11 protein-coding genes, 3 tRNA genes and 1 pseudogene are annotated in these 17,979 nt (G+C 28.7%); 5 read left to right on the top strand and 10 right to left on the bottom strand.

The features are described 5' to 3' along the window. The first annotated feature begins 73 nt into the window (after positions 1-73). Positions 74-961: a 4-hydroxybenzoate octaprenyltransferase gene (gene ubiA, locus AOQ87_RS00370; RefSeq protein ID WP_080626455.1), complete on the top strand. Its 888-nt coding sequence runs from the start codon at positions 74-76 to the stop codon at positions 959-961. Positions 962-989: 28 nt separating this feature from the next. Here the strand turns inward: ubiA and AOQ87_RS00365 are convergent, their stop codons facing one another. The 9 genes from AOQ87_RS00365 to AOQ87_RS00310 form a co-directional block, all read right to left on the bottom strand. Further along, positions 990-3,482 (bottom strand): 1-acyl-sn-glycerol-3-phosphate acyltransferase, encoded by a 2,493-nt coding sequence (locus AOQ87_RS00365; RefSeq protein WP_080626454.1) that lies wholly within the window; start codon positions 3,480-3,482, stop codon positions 990-992. A gap of 291 nt (positions 3,483-3,773) precedes the next feature. After that, a tRNA-Leu gene (locus tag AOQ87_RS00360) sits at positions 3,774-3,859 on the bottom strand. Positions 3,860-3,895: 36 nt separating this feature from the next. Further along, positions 3,896-3,968, bottom strand: a tRNA-Cys gene (locus tag AOQ87_RS00355). Between the two features lie 84 nt (positions 3,969-4,052). Beyond that, positions 4,053-4,592, bottom strand: coding sequence for a CDP-diacylglycerol--glycerol-3-phosphate 3-phosphatidyltransferase (gene pgsA, locus AOQ87_RS00350; RefSeq protein WP_039719566.1), 540 nt, complete (start codon positions 4,590-4,592; stop codon positions 4,053-4,055). 519 nt (positions 4,593-5,111) lie between these two features. Then, complete coding sequence (locus AOQ87_RS00345) at positions 5,112-6,584, bottom strand: oligopeptide:H+ symporter (RefSeq protein ID WP_080626453.1); 1,473 nt, start codon at positions 6,582-6,584, stop codon at positions 5,112-5,114. A gap of 197 nt (positions 6,585-6,781) precedes the next feature. Continuing rightward, on the bottom strand, positions 6,782-8,203 hold the full coding sequence (locus AOQ87_RS00340; RefSeq protein ID WP_185751053.1) for an alanine/glycine:cation symporter family protein: 1,422 nt from the start codon (positions 8,201-8,203) through the stop codon (positions 6,782-6,784). Positions 8,204-9,123: 920 nt separating this feature from the next. Then, positions 9,124-9,205 (bottom strand) — tRNA-Leu (locus tag AOQ87_RS00320). Positions 9,206-9,254: 49 nt separating this feature from the next. Further along, positions 9,255-10,598 (bottom strand): NADP-specific glutamate dehydrogenase, encoded by a 1,344-nt coding sequence (gdhA, locus tag AOQ87_RS00315; RefSeq protein WP_039719570.1) that lies wholly within the window; start codon positions 10,596-10,598, stop codon positions 9,255-9,257. 169 nt (positions 10,599-10,767) lie between these two features. Beyond that, a complete protein-coding gene (locus tag AOQ87_RS00310; protein WP_039719571.1) occupies positions 10,768-12,252 on the bottom strand; it encodes an inorganic phosphate transporter in 1,485 nt (494 codons plus the stop codon). A 974-nt stretch (positions 12,253-13,226) separates the two neighbouring features. On the opposite strand from AOQ87_RS00310, the gene aroK reads away from it, so the two are divergent. From aroK to trpS, 4 genes and pseudogenes are all read left to right on the top strand, one after another. Further along, positions 13,227-13,739, top strand: a complete 513-nt coding sequence (aroK, locus tag AOQ87_RS00305; protein ID WP_039719572.1) for a shikimate kinase AroK — start codon at positions 13,227-13,229, stop codon at positions 13,737-13,739. 85 nt (positions 13,740-13,824) lie between these two features. After that, positions 13,825-14,865, top strand: a complete 1,041-nt coding sequence (gene aroB, locus AOQ87_RS00300) for a 3-dehydroquinate synthase (protein WP_080626448.1) — start codon at positions 13,825-13,827, stop codon at positions 14,863-14,865. Positions 14,866-15,380: 515 nt separating this feature from the next. Then, positions 15,381-16,064, top strand: a complete 684-nt coding sequence (gene rpe / locus AOQ87_RS00295; protein WP_080626447.1) for a ribulose-phosphate 3-epimerase — start codon at positions 15,381-15,383, stop codon at positions 16,062-16,064. A gap of 134 nt (positions 16,065-16,198) precedes the next feature. After that, positions 16,199-17,223, top strand: a pseudogene (gene trpS / locus AOQ87_RS00290) (tryptophan--tRNA ligase). On the opposite strand, the gene AOQ87_RS00285 reads toward trpS, so the two are convergent. Beyond that, a complete protein-coding gene (locus tag AOQ87_RS00285; protein WP_080626446.1) occupies positions 17,220-17,873 on the bottom strand; it encodes a superoxide dismutase in 654 nt (217 codons plus the stop codon). The pseudogene trpS and the gene AOQ87_RS00285 sit on opposite strands and share 4 nt — an antisense overlap. Positions 17,874-17,979 lie beyond the last annotated feature (106 nt).

Below are 17,979 nucleotides of genomic sequence, written 5' to 3'. Positions count from 1 at the left end.
TTAGTTATCTAAAAATCTTTTATACAGAACTTCTACGATAAAGAAGAAAGAAAAAGGAATTGATTTATTTGATATGTCAAGAATGATTATTTTTCTGATTACCAAAGCTAAGATATATTTTCGAATCGCTAGAATTAATAATCCGATAGGTTTTCTTCTTTTTTTATATCCTATATTATGGACTTTTTGGCTGTTAAAGAAAGGAACGCCAGATTTAGGTATCTTGTTAATATTTATTTTTGGAACTTTCAGTGTACGATCAGCAGGTTGTACAATAAATGATCTTCTGGACAAGAAATTTGATGGTCTTGTGAAAAGAACTAAGAATAGACCGTTTCCAAAAAAAGAAATTAAAGAAAAGGAAGCGCTAATCATATTTTTTTTATTTTCATCGATATCTGTATTTTTAGCCTTTCAACTGAGTTACGCATCTATAATGTTAGCTTCGGTTTCCATGATTTTGACGATAGTCTACCCTTTGGTTAAGAGGTTCAATCATTTTCCACAGATCGTACTTGGAATATCGACAGGGCTATCCATCCCTATGATTTTTTTGGAGATAAACAACAGTTTTTTTTGTACAGAGTGCTTAAACTTATTTTTGGTCAACATAGTTTGGACAGTTATATACGATACACAGTATGCTATGGTAGATAAAAAGTATGATTTAAAGATCGGACTAAAATCTACAGCTATATTTTTCTCAAATTTTAATCAAAGAGCAATCTGTTTTTTACAAATTTTGATGATCATTATGTTGATTTACCTCGGATTTCAAAAAAATTTAAAGTCAGTTTATTTTCTTGGTTTATTTTTGGTTGTTCTCGTATTCATCTACCAATACAAAATCATCTGTAATCATCAACCTGAATCGTATATTAAAGCGTTCTTAAGCAATGGATTAGTAGGATGTATATTATTTTTGGGGATACTACTAAATTATATAGATTACAATCGTTAAAATCATAAAATTCATCTCCAACATGTATTTATTCTTGATACTTCGAATTTTTAAAGAAAAAATATCTAAAATACATCATCTCCGAATAAATTTCTCTTGGGATCAAGTTAAATATAGTTCGATATAGATTTTTGGTCTTTTGACAGACCAATATTATGTTTCCTTCTTTCTTCAAATATTCATTTTTAAATAAGATATTAAGTAATTGAATAAAATATCTTCTGTTAGAAATATGGATAATGTTTTTTATGTCTTCTGATCGAAAGGAATAAGAAAAAAAAATGCTGATCCATAGCTTTATTTGTTTTAAATCGAAGTTTGATTTTGAATTTAAAAAAAACAACAGTATGAAATATTTATAAGATATCTCCTGTGCTATCTGAGAAAATAATTTGACAAATACTGTTTTTCTTTTGTTTAGACATAACTCATGATTTTTAGAGTTGATAAGTATAATTTTCTTTACAACAAACTCCTCGATTATGTCATTCACGTATTGGGATACTTTATCTATTTTATAATTTAAAAATAGTTCATCTTTCATGATTGGTAGAATCGATATGACTTCATAATGTATTTTTTCAATCTTTATCTTTTGAAAAACCAGCAAAATTTTAGATATAAACGATGGAAGTATGAAAAGATGTATAATGTTGTTCTTATAGTACTGTAGCATCTCTATATCTTTTGTCAAAAAGATCGTGTGATCCTCTTTCAGAGATATAAGAGTTTGAAATTTTTGCATCATAAAGAATTCTTTCACTAATTTTCTTGGATTTTTTTTTGGTACAACCACTCTTTTTGAGTATGGAACATTTCTAAGAAAATCAAGGTACAGTTTCACTTGCGAAGTAAGTGTTTCAACCTTTATTCCAGATGTATTGGATATATATGAGAGAACTATTGCGCAAAGATTTACAGAATTCACTGAAATGGAGTCGTTTATTCTAGTCATGATTTCTATAGACATCCCTTCAATAGCTTCGTTGAGAACAATAGAATCGTTCTTTAGGTGGATCACACCAGGTTTATCATTTTTACGAAGTAAAGAATTTTTTAGCAAAATTGGATCTCCGAAATTGATATAGCTGAACCGTGATTTGAACCGATAAAACTTTAAAGCCTTTTGAAAAATATTCAAAAATCTTTCTTTTTTTATTGATCTTTTTTTCACTTCTTTTATATAGTCAGGCAATTCTATGATCTTATCATAGGTTATATGAACTGGAATAATTGCAATTTCTTGACAGGTTAAATGATTTTTTAAGATATATTTGATGATAGTCGATAGTATTCCAGTTTTAGGAGACAACAGAAGTCCAGTTCTCGATCTTCCACCCTCTATAAAGTATTCAATAGATCTTCCAGAGAGCATTAAATGATCAAAACATTTTTGAAATACTCTGATATATATCTCGCTCTTTTTGAAAGAACGATGAATAAATACTGCACCTAATTTTTTGAACAAGAATCCTATTGGCCAAAATTTTAAGTTTATTCCAGCAATGATGTATGGAACCATCATTCCCTTTTGGTAAAGAATATAGGATAAAACGAGGTAGTCCATATGACTTTTATGAGATGGTACATAAATAAGCTGTATATTTCTGGTGTTAGAAATTTTATAAACATCGTTTATGTTATAAATGTAAATATTTTTATAGATCTTTTCCAAGATAAACTTTAAGATGATGTCGGTCAAATATATTGCTTTAGATGACGTATTGCTAATCATCTCTCTTATGAGAGAGATGATATATTTTTCAATTTTTTTTACAGAAACCATTTTTTTTTCTGCTTCTTTTTTGATCAAATTTGTGATGGAACGATCAAGTCGCATTTTTCTAAAAATTTCATGATAGTGTAGAAATTTATTAGGTCCAACGGTAAAAAATACATCATTAAAATATTTCATCATCATTGCTTTAATCGTTCTTTCAACAGATTTTTGATCTTCTAAAGATTTTATAAATAGATCTTGTAGGGAAGAGATCAAATATATCCTTGTCCAACTTCTTCTCTTAAAAAGGATTATAAACAGAATTTCGTACAATCTTCCCATGATCGTTTTCATAGAGAATCCGTTCCCTCGAATTTTTTTATGAAAAATTTTGTGAAAAACGATCGAAACAAATAATATTTGAATTTTTTGTCTCCTACGAATGATGCTGGGATGAAGATATGATTTGAGCATGATAGAAATGATCTCGCGATCTAAACAAAAGGAATCATCATCAATCTCCTTGTTTTTTATGAATAAACAAGAAGGAAGTTCTTTTCCGTTGATTATAATTGATTTAAATGGATCTGATAATCTAGATAAACTACATTGATGTTGTAGAATGCTTAAGCTGATCGTAGAATGGTAAGGTAATATATATAAGAAATGGTCTTCGGTATTCAAGTTGAATGTTTTGACGGGATCTTCTGGAAGCAATGTATTCTTAAAAAAGAAAGTCCTAAGAATCTGAAAGATCTTAAAATGTATTTTTTTAAATAGATACAATCCATATAATCGCATATAATGTCTTCTATGAAAGCTATTTAATCAGATGAAAATATATCATTTTTTGGAAAAACATAGATTCAATCAGAGATAATTGTATCTTTTAAAACATTGTCATAACGATTAATATCAAAAAAAACAAGGAGAATTTAAAAGGTAAATTAATAATTGCAACCTCGATACAAATATACAGCGATCGATTCCGTGATACAGAGGTATCAATAAAAATATAAAAATCGATTTAAACCAACGCCAATGAATCTATTCAATTTAGATGTTCATTTTATAACAAGTCCATCTTTTTATTACCCAGAGCGGGGATCGAACCCGCACGACCAAAGTAGGTCAAGGGATTTTAAGTCCCTTGTGTATACCAATTTCACCATCTGGGCAGATATATAATATTTTTTATAAGGAGAAGTTGGTTAAGGCGTATCCCGGAATCGAACCGAGTTGTTCGGATTTGCAATCCGATGCATGATACCATTCTGCCAATACGCCGTCTATGTAATGAAAGAAGAATTGTAACATAAAATACTCATTTTGGTATAAGATGTAGTTTTGATGCCATACGATAGTTTACTACTATCTCAGAAAATTCCAAATAGATCGAAAATATTGAGCTATGGACCAATATGTTAAAAAAACAGAAAAGTAAAGAAGTATCGTTGAAAAAAATAACATCGTACCATCCACTTTTGAAAGCATTCCGATCAATGATACCATCTGAAAAAAAGTTTTCCATTTTCCTATCAAAGAGACTGACACGTATCTTCTCTCTTTAGTTTCTGCTATCCATTCTCGAAGAGATGAAATGATGATCTCTCTAACTATTGATACGATAGATGGTAAAGTTATCCACCAAACATGATACCAGTCGGTAATCAGTATAAGTGAACTAACTATCATGATTTTATCTGCAACCGGATCTAAAAAGGTACCTAATTTTGTAGTTTTTTCAAAATATCTGGCTAAAAATCCATCGAATAGATCTGTTACTGCTGCGAATATAAATATTATTACACATGTTACATGAGACCAGTAGAAAGGGAGATAAAAAAATGCTATTAAAAAAGGAGTTAGAATCACTCTAAAAAATGTTAATAAAGTTGGATGCAGTCGCATTAAAAGATTTTTGTATGATCCTTAAGAAATGTTGTTAAATATATTTTATAAAAGTATCTATTTTATGTTGTAAGTTTATAAATGATCGATAAAAACGTTTATTTATCCGTAGGTTCAACAGTTAAATTAATAGAATCATATCATAAAAATCATCATAATAACGAAATCATGCTTTAAAAGAATAAGATGTTAATCATGCTCGTCTACATTACTTAAAATTGTATTATAAGTTGCATAATAACTTTTATATCTAATCAATAAACTTAATATTTCCTACATTGCTCACTTCTTTAATATGATGGTTCATTATTAATCCCTTAAATAAAAAATATATATGATGTATATATCTTTCCTCAATGAGGGATATCGCAATTATTTCAGATGGTTGATTGATATTTGGTTGATTACACAGCGAGATATTGTGTATATCACAACATTTTTACCCTAAAAATTTTTGATCTTATTCAATTTCAATAATATTAAAAAGTATCTTGTTGATAAAATAATAAACGTCATATTTCATTGTTTATCTTGAGTTTTTAATAAGATTATGCGATTTAAATAAGGAGCGGTATACAACATAATAATCGAAATGATCAGGCTAATTATTCCTATTTTAGTGAAAACTGAATCGTATACTTTTAACGATTCTATCGGATCAGTCACAATCCCTTCAGGAAAAGCTGTCAAGGAGGAAATATATCCAGATATGAAAGAAGAAACAGAATTGGTTAAAAACCAAATACCCATTATAAAACCCATCAGTCTTCTCGGAGAAAATTGAGCAATCATGGATAATCCTAGCCCAGAAATCATGAGCTCTCCAATTCCTTGAGAAGCATAAGAGAATATCAACCATAAAGGAGATACAATTCCACATTCAGAAAATATTGATCCTATTGGCAAAATGAGGAAAGATATTGAGCAAAAGATCATTCCAATCGCAAATTTGTATGAGATCATTAAATATTTTCCTGTTTTATCATATATTCTCGACAAAATTGGACTAAAAATAATAATCCAAAAAGGATTTAATGATTGATATTGCGCCGATTCTATCGGAAATCCAAAGATAGTGTTTTTTACATTATGTGCTGCAAAAAAGTTTATAGACATTGGCATCTGTCCATATAAGACGAAAAAAATCAACGCTTCAATCGTTAAAATAGATATAATTAACATTTTTAAACGATCTGAACGTTTCATTAAGACCGTTTCTTGTATAAACTTTATGACGATGATCATCGAAAGTATCATAAGAACGATCTTGATAACTTTTAAATTATAAAGTAACCAATTAGATATCAGTATTAGTACAATAATTCCAGAAATCGTAAAAAAATATGTTTTTGAAGATATACTTTGAAAATCTGGATAAGATCCTATATTCTTTATCAATCCTTTAAAGGATAAGAACACTAATAAAGTAACCAAAAGACCAAATACGCTTAAAGAGAAGGCTATGTTCCATCCATAAATCTTTGCCAATACTGGAGTAGTCAACATCGATAAAAATGATCCAATGTTAATTGACATATAATACATCGTGAATGCTCCATCTAATCGAGCATCTTTTTTGTCATAACAAGAAGAGAGTAACGAGGAAGGATTAGATTTGAACAATCCGTTCCCTACAGAAATGCAAGATAGTCCAAAATATATTAGAAAGATTTTATTTTTAGAGAATGCGATTAAAGAATATCCTAAAATTAATGTTAAGGTTCCTAGTATAATAACTCTTTTAGATCCTAGTATCTTATCTCCTATCCATCCTCCAACGGCTACGAAACCATACACTAAAGCTATAAAAGCCGAAAATAAAGAAAAAGCTGCATCTTCAGACATGTTTAAGATTTTAGTTAAATAGATTGTTAGAATTCCTTGTAATCCGTAAAAACTAAATCTTTCCCAAAGTTCTATTGAAAAAATTAAATAAAAAGGTTTTGGTTGTTTTAGCAGATTAAAATTACAAATGTTGTCTTTTAAAGACACAGTTAACCTCTTCGATTCATCTTATAAAATTCATAAATATCATAAAATAAAATAAATATATTAAATTGAATACATATGGTTTTATCTTCTCATTCGACAGCATTCAATTATGTTATTTAATTAAACAATATATTTTCTAATCCTAGAAAAACATTCAATCAAAACTAAATATTATATTATTCAAGAAGAAATTGTCGCTATTTTATATTTTTCCATACATCATTCTTAATTCGTATTTTAGGATATTTTTTCGCATCAAAGACTGGTATTTTACCTTCTCTTCTTTGGGAATTATAATCTTTAGTTAACACAAATATTAGTTTAGATAACATAAAAATTGCAGTTAGGTTAATTATGGCCATGCAACCCATAGAAATATCTGCCAACTTCCAAACCAACGGAGTTTCTGCGTACGTTCCGAAAATAATCATGATCAAAGTTCCTATTTTTAAGATGAACAAAGAATGAGCATTGTTCCTTTTTAAGAAAATCATGTTGCTTTCGGCATAACAATAGTTCGAAATTATTGATGTAAAAGAAAAGAAAAAGGTTGAAACTGCTATGAAAACTTTTCCAAAATCTCCAAAAAAATAGGAAATAGCTAATTGTGTAAGTTCAATTCCATTGAGACAGCGATTCGTATCATTTAATACCCCAGAAAAAATAATTAAAAAAGCTGTTGTGCTGCAGATTATCATAGTATCTACAAATACGCCTAACATTTGAATATATCCTTGGGATACTGGATGTGGAGGATAAGGAGAAGCTGAAGCAGCTGCATTCGGAGTAGATCCCATTCCAGCTTCATTTGAAAAAAGTCCTCTCTTAATTCCTTGAGTCATTACTTGAGAGATGCTATATCCTACCATTCCACTGCAAGCTTCTTTTGTACCAAAAGCATTTTTTATGATTAAAAATAATACTTCAAAAATTTGACCTACGTTTTGACTGATTGCCCAGCAGGAAAGTGACAAGTAAGACATTGCCATGAAAGGTACAATAAATTCAGATATTCTTGATACAGATCGTGATCCTCCGAATATAATGATTCCACAAGTTATTGATATCCATGTTCCGATATGTAATGAGTTTATGTTAAACGCTAAAGAAACTGCTTTTACAATGGAGTTTGATTGAACAGAATTAAATACTAAACCAAAAGAAATAATTAAAAGTATGGAGAACAAAACTCCCATCCATCTCATATTCAAACCTTTTTCTATATAATAAGCTGGTCCTCCATAATAATGTCCTTTTTTATCTATAATTTTGTAAACCTGTGCAAGTGTACTTTCTGAAAAGGATGTTGCCATTCCTATCATCGCAGCGATCCACATCCAAAAAATGGATCCTATTCCACCTAAATTTAATGCGATAGCAACTCCTGTAAGATTTCCAGTTCCGACTCTAGAAGCTAACGTTGTGCATAAAGCTTGAAATGAAGATATTCCAAATTTATTTGATCTATTGCTTCCTTTTAATATTGTAAACATATGGAAGAAGTTTTTTATCTGAACGAATCTGGTACCAACAGTAAGATATAATCCTATCAAAATTAAAAAGTAAGTAAGTAAATAACTCCACAAAAAATTATTTAATTTATCAATTAATTGCATCAAAATTTGCTCCTATCTTTTGAACAAGAAATGATAAAAATAAAGAATAAGATCATCTTAATTGTTGTTTCATCTTTTAAGTATTATCATATATCCAAAAACATGCGAACCATATTTATATATTCTTCTACATTGAAATTAAAGAATAATTTACCAGATGTTTATTTCAACTCGAAAACATATCAGAACACGATACATAAATAAAGATAAAGAAACTATATAAATTTTTAACAAGAATTGTTCAATATTATTAATTGATTTAGCAGAATTATTTTTTCAGAATATTTAATTCTGAATCGAATAAAACTGTTAGGTTAAAATATTTCATTGATCGATTTTTTTGTTAATTAAAAATTTCGTGATATAGATTTCAAATTTTTGATCAAGATGTAGTAGAGAACGCAAATTTACCCCTTTAGATTTTTTAGAAAATCTCGGACGAAAAGGCATCTTCTCATGTATTCTTTCTATATTTTTTTTCATATCATTCTCATTAACTGTATAATCATTCCAAAGATTAAGATAGTTCATTGTTATTTCAGGCCATCTGAAACTTACTCTGAATCCACGTTGGATACACTCTTTCTGTATGGAAATGTATCTTGTATATAAAAATAACAACTTATCTCTGAAAAAAGTGACATGTCCTCTTCCTAAAATGTATCGAGGTTCTTTAGATATCTTTACCGATCCGTTTTTTTTCGCAATATAATGAGGTATCCTTACCTTACGATCTCTCTGTTTTCAGATAGTAAATGTTGATCACATAAATAATTTGGATGAACTACGTTGATTCTGGTCATTTTAAATTACAGCAAATTAAACATTACGTATTATTTGAGAATCCTTGAAAATTATTTGATACCGTTTCCATATGGATTATTTTAAAATAAATTAATATATAGTATTCCATATGATTCTTTTGCCGAAGATCGGATTCGAACCGACAAACCATAAGGTGATTGATTTTGAATCAATTGCGTTTTCCTATTTCGCCACTTCGGCTATCGACATTTTTACGAAATTAACGAGAACTTTATCAAATACTTTTATCTTAGTTAATCATTCCTTGAGAGATCATTGCTTCAGCAACTTTAACAAAAGCAGCAATGTTTGCTCCTTTGACATAGTCAACTGTACTCTTCTTCTTTCCGTATTCTACACACATTTTGTGAGTATTTTTTATGACTTCTTTTAATTTCTTTTCCACTTTATTACGTTTCCATACAGAATATGTAGAATTTTGTACTTTTTCTAAGATAGAAACTATCACTCCTCCAGAGTTAGCTATTTTCCCTGGAATGAATAAAATATTAGCTAGTTCAAATAAGTGAATAGCTTTTTCCGTAACTGGCATATTAGATCCTTCAACTATCATTTGAACATCGTTTTTTATCATCAATTTTGCATCAATCTCATCAATTTCGTTTTGAGTAGCACAAGGGATAGCTATATCCGAAGGAATGGACCATGGAGATTGATTTTTAAGATAAGTTAGGTTAAGTTCCGAAGCATATTGTTGAATTCTTCCGCGTATCTCATTCTTGATAGTTTTTAGTCTGTTCAACTTTTCCAAATTAAATCCATCCAAATCTACAACTGTTCCATTGGAATCTGATGCTGTAATAACTTTTGCGCCAAATTCTATACATTTTTCAATCGCGTATATGGCAACATTTCCAGAACCAGAAATCGATATTTTTTTCCCTTTTATTGATCGATTATGATAATTTAAAACTAACTCAGTGAAATATATCACCCCATATCCAGTAGATTCTTTTCTTAACTGACTGCCAAATATAGATAGTCCTTTTCCAGTAAATACGCATGAAGAGTCTCCGAGTATCTTCTTCATCATTCCGACCATAAGGTCTATTTCAAAATGACTCACTCCTATATCTCCTGCTGGAATATCCACATTTGTTCCTAAATATTTGTATAAATTTAAAACAAATGATTGACAGAATCTTGTAATTTCCATTTTACTCTTCCCTTTAGGATTAAAATCAGATCCTCCTTTTCCTCCTCCAATTGGAAAATTGGTAAGCGCATTTTTGAAAGTTTGTTCAAAAGCAAGAAATTTTAAGATCGATGTATTTACTGATTGGTGAAATCGAATTCCTCCTTTAAATGGGCCAATTGCAGAATTAAATTGAACTCTCCAACCTGTGTTAACCTGAATATCTCCTAAATCGTCCATCCAACAGATTCTAAATTGTATTATTCGTTCAGGTTCAGTTAATCGTGTTAATAAAGAAACATCTTGATATTGTGAATTATCTTGTAAAAAAGAAGAGATTGACAACAAGAATTTTTTTACTGATTGATGAAATTCTGGTTGATATTTATATTTTACACTGAATGAATTTAGAAAGTTTGATAATAAAAAGTCTTTCATATCTCCTCATGTTATCCTTTTAACGAAATTTAAAAAATTGGCAAAATGATATATTTTTTTTAACAGAACAAAAAGAAATAGTACTTGTAACACTTTCGAATATTACTTCAATATTTTTGTTTAGCTGTGAATCGGATTAATTGATCGAAATATTTTTAATCTATCGAATTTAAATTATCTTTGAAAGAGATATATAGAAAACACCAGATAAGGTAACAGAAAACGGTACCGTGAATATCCATGTTAAAAAAATATTTCTAATAGTCCTTGTTTGTATTTTTTTTTTATCTACAATCATAGATCCAATGACAGCAGAAGACAAAACTTGAGTTGTAGACACTGGTATTCCAGAATAACTTGCAATACCTACGGAAAAAGCAGTAGTAATTTGTGCAGAAACTCCTTGAGCATAAGTCATACCTTTTTTTCCTATTTTTTCCCCGATTGTAATCACAGACTTTTTCCAACCTATTATCGTACCAAGGGATAGAGTTAAAGCGATTATTACCACTGTCCACAGTGGAGCATACTCAACTGTTCTTAGCAAGCTTTTTTTTAAATTTTTTAAAAGAATGACATCTTTTTTTTGTATACTAGATAATTTTATAATACTTGAGGTTATGTCTGATAAGCAAGTTAGAGATTTTCGAACCTGATTTCTCTGTTGAGGTTTTAATACAGAATATGTTTTAATGTCTTTAATAATATGTAATGTTTTACGCATTGTCTCCTTTACACAAGAAAAATTTTGAAAATAACATTTGTTTCTCCATTTCTTTGATTTGTGTAACTTTTCTGCAATTGAATTGACCTCATATTGATGATTTTCACAGTATTTTTTTAAATCTACAATAGCGTCGTACATCTTAGATATGTCGTAACAATTAGCTTGCATGTTCAGAGAAAACTTTGAAGGAGTGATTCCAATCAGGATCAGCATGATCAATCCTATTCCTTTTTGTCCATCGTTAGATCCATGCGAAAAACTAACTCCTATGGAAGATAAAATTAACGTTATTCTTATTAAGAATGGTGGATTCTTTTTTCCATATTTCTCATTTCTTTCTGTTGGTGTTAAATGAATTTTTCTATGGTTTTCCGTATGTTTCCAACATTTTCGAAGGTAAAACATTAGTATTCCAGACAGTACAATTCCAATAATTGGAGAAAGAAACAGAGATAATAAAACTTCAGAAATTTTTTCTAAGTTTAACGTATCCAATATAAGTTTATCAGCAATAAATGAATCTGCAATGATCACACCAAAAATTGTTCCGAATAAAGTATGCGAACTTGAACTAGGTAATCCAAAATACCAAGTTCCAATATTCCAAAGAATTGAAGAAAATAAAATAGAAAAAATTATGGCTGTTAGATTTTTTGTTTCATTTGCATTTAATAGAGAATCCAAGGGTAATAGTTCTATAACGGAATAAGCTACACTTAATCCTCCAAAAATTACGCCAAAAAAATTGAAAATTCCAGAGATTATTACAGCTGTCTCAGCTTTCATAGATCTGGTATAAATGATTGTGGTTACTGCATTTGCTGTATCATGAAATCCGTTAATCAATTCATATATTAGTACAAAAAGTAATGCTAACGGTAGAAGTACATAAGTACGGTAGTCTAAAGTAATGAATTCATGTAACATAGATCTACTATCATTTATTATAAAAAATTATTTTTAAGATATTACTTTTTTTTGAAATTTTTGAAAATTAACTTAAATAATTTTCTAAACTTTGTAAGTTTTCATGCGGATCACAATAATATTTATTTTATATTTTAAAAATCAAAATGTTTCTATAAATAAAAAATTTGTATGAAAATTTTTTTGTACTTTTATTTTTAATTTTTTAAAAAGATTGTAGAAATTTAGCACTGTGATAGCATTTATCATTACTTAATAGATCGAAAAATGTTGATGATACTATTTCTACGTTGGTAAATATTTATATGATTGATTTTTAAGGTCTTTGTGAATAAGTAGAAAAAAAATTATTCTATGTGATATTTATAAAAGAGCAATTTTTCGAATCTGTCAAGTTTTTGGATGTATTCTTGTATATTAAAAAATTTACAATTTTTCGTTATAAATTCCTTAAATGTGGTAACGGTTCTTGTTATTTTTTAGGTTTTTCTTATACGGATAGATATGTGATATGAAAAATTTTCTGGTGTAATTCCGCACAATTATTTTATTTAAAGACAATTTGTTGTATGAAAAATATAAGCGTTAAACTGACGATCATTTTAAATTATAAAAATTTGGAGTTTCAATTGTGTTGACGAAAGTTAGTACTTCATGAATCTATTCATTAAATAGAAAAATTTTTTTCAAAAAAAATATTAATGAACTATGATTTTTTTATTATTTATCTCAGTAAGTATTACATTCAAAAGAAAAGAAATATCTCAGATATTTTTCAAGTAAGTATCACCACAGAAAAAAGAACTTTAATTTATAGCACGATTATAAGAGAATATTTTTTTTAATGTTGTCGATTCATAAAGTAAATCGTAAGTTGTTATAAAAACAAATAATATTATCTTTTTAGATCAGCTTGTTTAAAATTAAATTTCATAGAAATTAATCTTTTTGTTAATCACTTGGTTTTATGAAAAATGATAGAAAGAAGAAATATATTTTTAGTTGGACCTATGGGTGCAGGAAAAAGTACAGTAGGTCGTCAGTTGGCGAAAAAATTAAATATGGATTTTTTCGATTCAGATCAAGAAATAGAGAAAAGGACTGGAGTTAATATAGAGTGGATATTTGATTTAGAAGGAGAAGCGGGATTTCGAAGAAGAGAAAAACAAGTTATTGATGAATTAACTGAAAAATATGGTATCATACTAGCAACTGGTGGAGGATCTGTTAAATTAAAGGAGAATAGGAGTAGGCTCTCAGCAAGAGGTACTGTGGTTTATTTAGAAGCTACTGTTGAAAGACAGATTAGTCGAATCTATCATGATAAAAGAAGACCACTAATCGAATCAAAAGAAAAGATTTTAGAAACATTGAAAACTTTGGCAAATGAAAGAGATCCTCTATATCGAGAAATCGCAGATATTGTCATAAAAGTAAATGATAAAAGTGCAAATTTTTTAGTAAGGAATATTATTAACTTATTATGAACATCTCACTTAGATAAATTTTGAGTATTATTTTGAAGAATTACGATGAACTAAAGTTCAGTTTTGATCGCGGAAGAAATGTTCAATATTTATTGGATTTAATCTCTTTAAATACCTTAATCTTTTTGACAGATTTAGAGATAAAGATCACATTATTATTATAACTAACGAAAAGTTATATTCTCTTCATTATCAAGAAGTAAAAAAGAATATCTTAAAGACGACAAGTAAAATAGATGAAGTGATTATTCCTGATGGAGAACAAAATAAGTCATTAAAAACGGCGGTGCGCGTTTTTGAATTTTTAAAAAAGAATAAATATTCGAAAAGCATTGTATTAGTTGCGTTAGGTGGAGGAGTAATTGGAGATTTGACAGGTTTTATATCTTCTATTTATTTAAGAGGTACTCATTTTGTACAGATTCCTACAAGTCTTTTATCTCAAATTGATTCTTCCATGGGAGGAAAAAATGCGATTAATTATGAAGATGCTAAAAATATGATAGGATCATTTTACCACCCTGATCTAGTAATAATTAACTTGGATTTTTTAGAAACCCTACCAATTCGACATTTTCGATCAGGTATGGCGGAAGCGATAAAATATGGGATCGCCATGAATTATGACTTTTTTTGTTGGATTGAAGACAATTATGAAAAAATATCTCTTCTTGACGAGGAAAGCATAAGACATCTTGTGTTGCTGTGTTGTAAAATGAAATGTGAAGTGGTTGTTCAAGATCCCAAAGAATACAGAAATAAGAGAGTTCTCCTTAATTTAGGTCACACTTTCGCTCACTCTATAGAATCTTTCTCAAAGTTTAACGAAAGTTTGTACCATGGAGAAGCAGTATCAATAGGGATGGTTATTTCACTTAAAATAGCGAATATTGTGAATAGATTCTCTGAGAGAGATATATTTAGAGTTATTTCTTTGTTAAAGAGGTTCGATCTTCCTTTATCTTATCAAAGACACATTCCATTTGAAGACTATCTATATTTCATGAACTATGATAAAAAAAGGACAGGTCAAGATCAGATTAACCTAGTTTTGCCATTGAAAATAGGAACATCTATTTTATATAGAAATATAGATAAAAAAATTATTTACCATGCGATATATTAAGAATGATTAAAATATCATTTATGTCTTATAGTATTTAAACAGTATGATGTTTTCGATGTGTATCGTAATGATTTGTAAATTGATTAATTTTAGTATTTTATGTAAACAGTAAACGATTTTATATTTTTTCATTGATTATATTAATGATATATTCTCTCTACATTTTCTGAAAGTTTACTGATAAGTCAAAATATTAATTTTCTTGTATGGTTAACGTTTTTTATATTTTAAGACGAGAGATTTTAGATGATCTACCAAAGAGTTGAAACTATATTGTTTTTTAAATAAACGAGTTTCTCTAATCTTCATGACGTTTATAAACCGAGAAACAACGTTATATCAATCAAGAATCATTCATTGTTAATCTGATTAGCTTATAATTTTTTCGATTTTTTCTGTATATACTATATGGTAGAAAGATGGGCACTCTTAAATTATGTAGTAAAAGGTATTAGACTTTTTTACAAAAATGTTGTAGCTATATATTATTAAACTAATTTCGACATTAATGATTTATGAAAAATTGTTCGATAGCTGTCTCTATTTTATCAGCAAATTTCGCAAATTTAGGAAAGGATATTGAGGAATTAGTTCATTCTGGATTAGTCGATTCTATTCACTTCGATATTATGGATAATCATTATGTTCAAAATTTAACGTTTGGTCCAGTAATTTGTAAATCTTTAATACAATATGGAATTCGGTCTAAGTTTGACATTCATCTTATGATAGATCCATCAGAAAGATTGATTAATGAGTTTATTGAAATAGGAGTCAACCAGATCTTATTGCATGTTGAGTATAGTAAAAATATTGAAAAAGAGTTAAGAAAAATCAGAAATAACGGATGTAAGGTTGGATTAGTATTTAATCCAAGAACATCTTTAGAAACATTAGATAGATTAATTAACGAAATTGATTCGGTATTAATTATGTCTGTCTATCCTGGGTTTAGCGGACAATTATTTATTGAAAGTAGTATCGAAAGATTATTAGAAGCACGTTCTATAATCGATAAAAGTGGTAAAGATGTTTTATTAGAAGTTGATGGTGGAATTAATTTTAAAAATGTTGATAAGATCGTTCAAACCGGCGTAGATGTTATAGTGGTAGGATCATCAGTTTTTGATCAATCTATAGGTTCTATTGAAGCTCTTAATATTTTTCATAAGAAAATTGATTTTTGTAAAAAATTTTGAACAAATGATTTTTCTGATATGTACGGGAATTTGGCGAAATTCTATCGTTATTATTCAGAAGTTATGATCATAATACATATTTCTATAAATTTATATGAAGTATCAAATGGTGAAAAATCGTATTTTTGTTAAAAATGAATGAATTTTTTAATCGAGAAAAAAAAGTGGTGTTTAGTGGAATGCAACCGTCTGGATCTCTCACTATCGGAAATTATATTGGAGCGATTAAAAAATGGGTTAAAATACAAGATCGATACAATTGTATCTACTGTATTGCGGATCAACATGCTATAACTAAATTTAACAAGAAACAAATATCATTTAAAAAGCATATTTTAGATACTTTAGCTTTGTATATAGCATGTGGGATTAATCCAAAAAAAAGCATAATATTTGTTCAATCTAGCGTTCCACAACATTTTCAACTAAATTGGATATTGAGCTGTTGTACTAAAATTGGAGAGTTGAAAAGAATGATCCAATTTAAAGAAGGTTCCTTATCTCACGGAAACAAGACTAACGTCGGAATTTTAAATTATCCTATCTTGATGGCTTCGATATACTATTATATCAAACCTCTTTGGTTCCGGTCGGTGCTGATCAAAAACAACATATTGAAATATGTAGAAAGATAGCTAGTCGTTTCAATAGAAGATATGGAGATATCTTTACTATCCCATTCGCAATGATTGATGATGTTGGGAGCAAAATTATGGGTTTTAGAACTCCGTATAAAAAGATGTCAAAATCCGATCAAGATTCAAATAACATTGTAAGAATTCTAGACAGCTCTGAATTAATTAAGAGGAAGATCAAATCAGCTTGTACTGATTCTGAAGATCCACCTCAAATATTGTTCAATGTAGAAAAGAAATCTGGAATTTCTAATCTGATCAACATCTTTTCCAGTTTAACTGATCTATCAATTTCAGAAACAGAGAATCGTTTTTTTGGTAAGAATTATTCATATTTTAAGAGTTCTATTTGTAAGATATTGATAGAGAAGTTGGAAAGAATCCAAAAAAAATTTTTTTATATCAGGAAACAGGAAAAGTTTCTTAAAAAAGTGTTAAAAGAAGGATCAGAACACGCAAGAATCATAGCAGAAAAAACTATGGAAAGGGTTCTTTCTGCTATCGGATTAGAAAAGATTTTCTAATTATCATTAATCTTTTTACGGATCAATTTTATTCCCGTTGTGAATCTTTTTTCTGCCTCTTCCCAACTTAGTATATTCCAGAAAGATTGAATATACTCTTTTTTACGATTTTGGTATTTTAAATAATAAGAATGTTCCCATAAATCTATTCCGAAGATAGGATAATAAAAATTAGCTGAATTGTTATACATAAGTGGATTTTCTTGGTTAACAGTGCTCAAGATCTCTAACTTGCTATTTTTTAACACTAACCAAACCCATCCTGATCCAAAAAAAGATATAGCAGTTTCTTCAAACAGTTTCTTAAAATTTTCTACGCTGTTAAAGTGTGAACTGATCTCTTTCTTCATTTCTTGACTTAAATTCGTACCTAATTTTAATCCTTGAAAAAAAATTGTATGATTAGCATGTCCGCCGGCATTATTCAGCAATGACCTTTTTATATCACGGTCAGAAATGATATCCAAATTTTGGATTAGATCAAATATATCACGTTTCTTAAAATCGATTTTTATATTTTTCAGTATTTGATTTGTGTTATTTACATATGTCTGGTGATGCATCTTATGGTGCAAAACCATTGTTCTTTTATCTAGAAATGGTTCTAAATCTTCATAAGCATACGACAATTTCGATAAAGTATAGTTCATTTTTCCTCTAAAGTTTGATGTTAAGTTTCCTATTTTATCAGAAAAGTCATGAAATTTTTATAGACTTAATTAAAATACTGTTCGAAATAAACATAATTTATGAACA

The organism is Candidatus Riesia pediculischaeffi (assembly GCF_002073895.1).
Lineage (GTDB): Bacteria > Pseudomonadota > Gammaproteobacteria > Enterobacterales > Enterobacteriaceae > Riesia > Riesia pediculischaeffi.
Note: the sequence above shows the minus strand (reverse complement) of the source record. Positions and strands in the feature narration are given on the sequence as shown.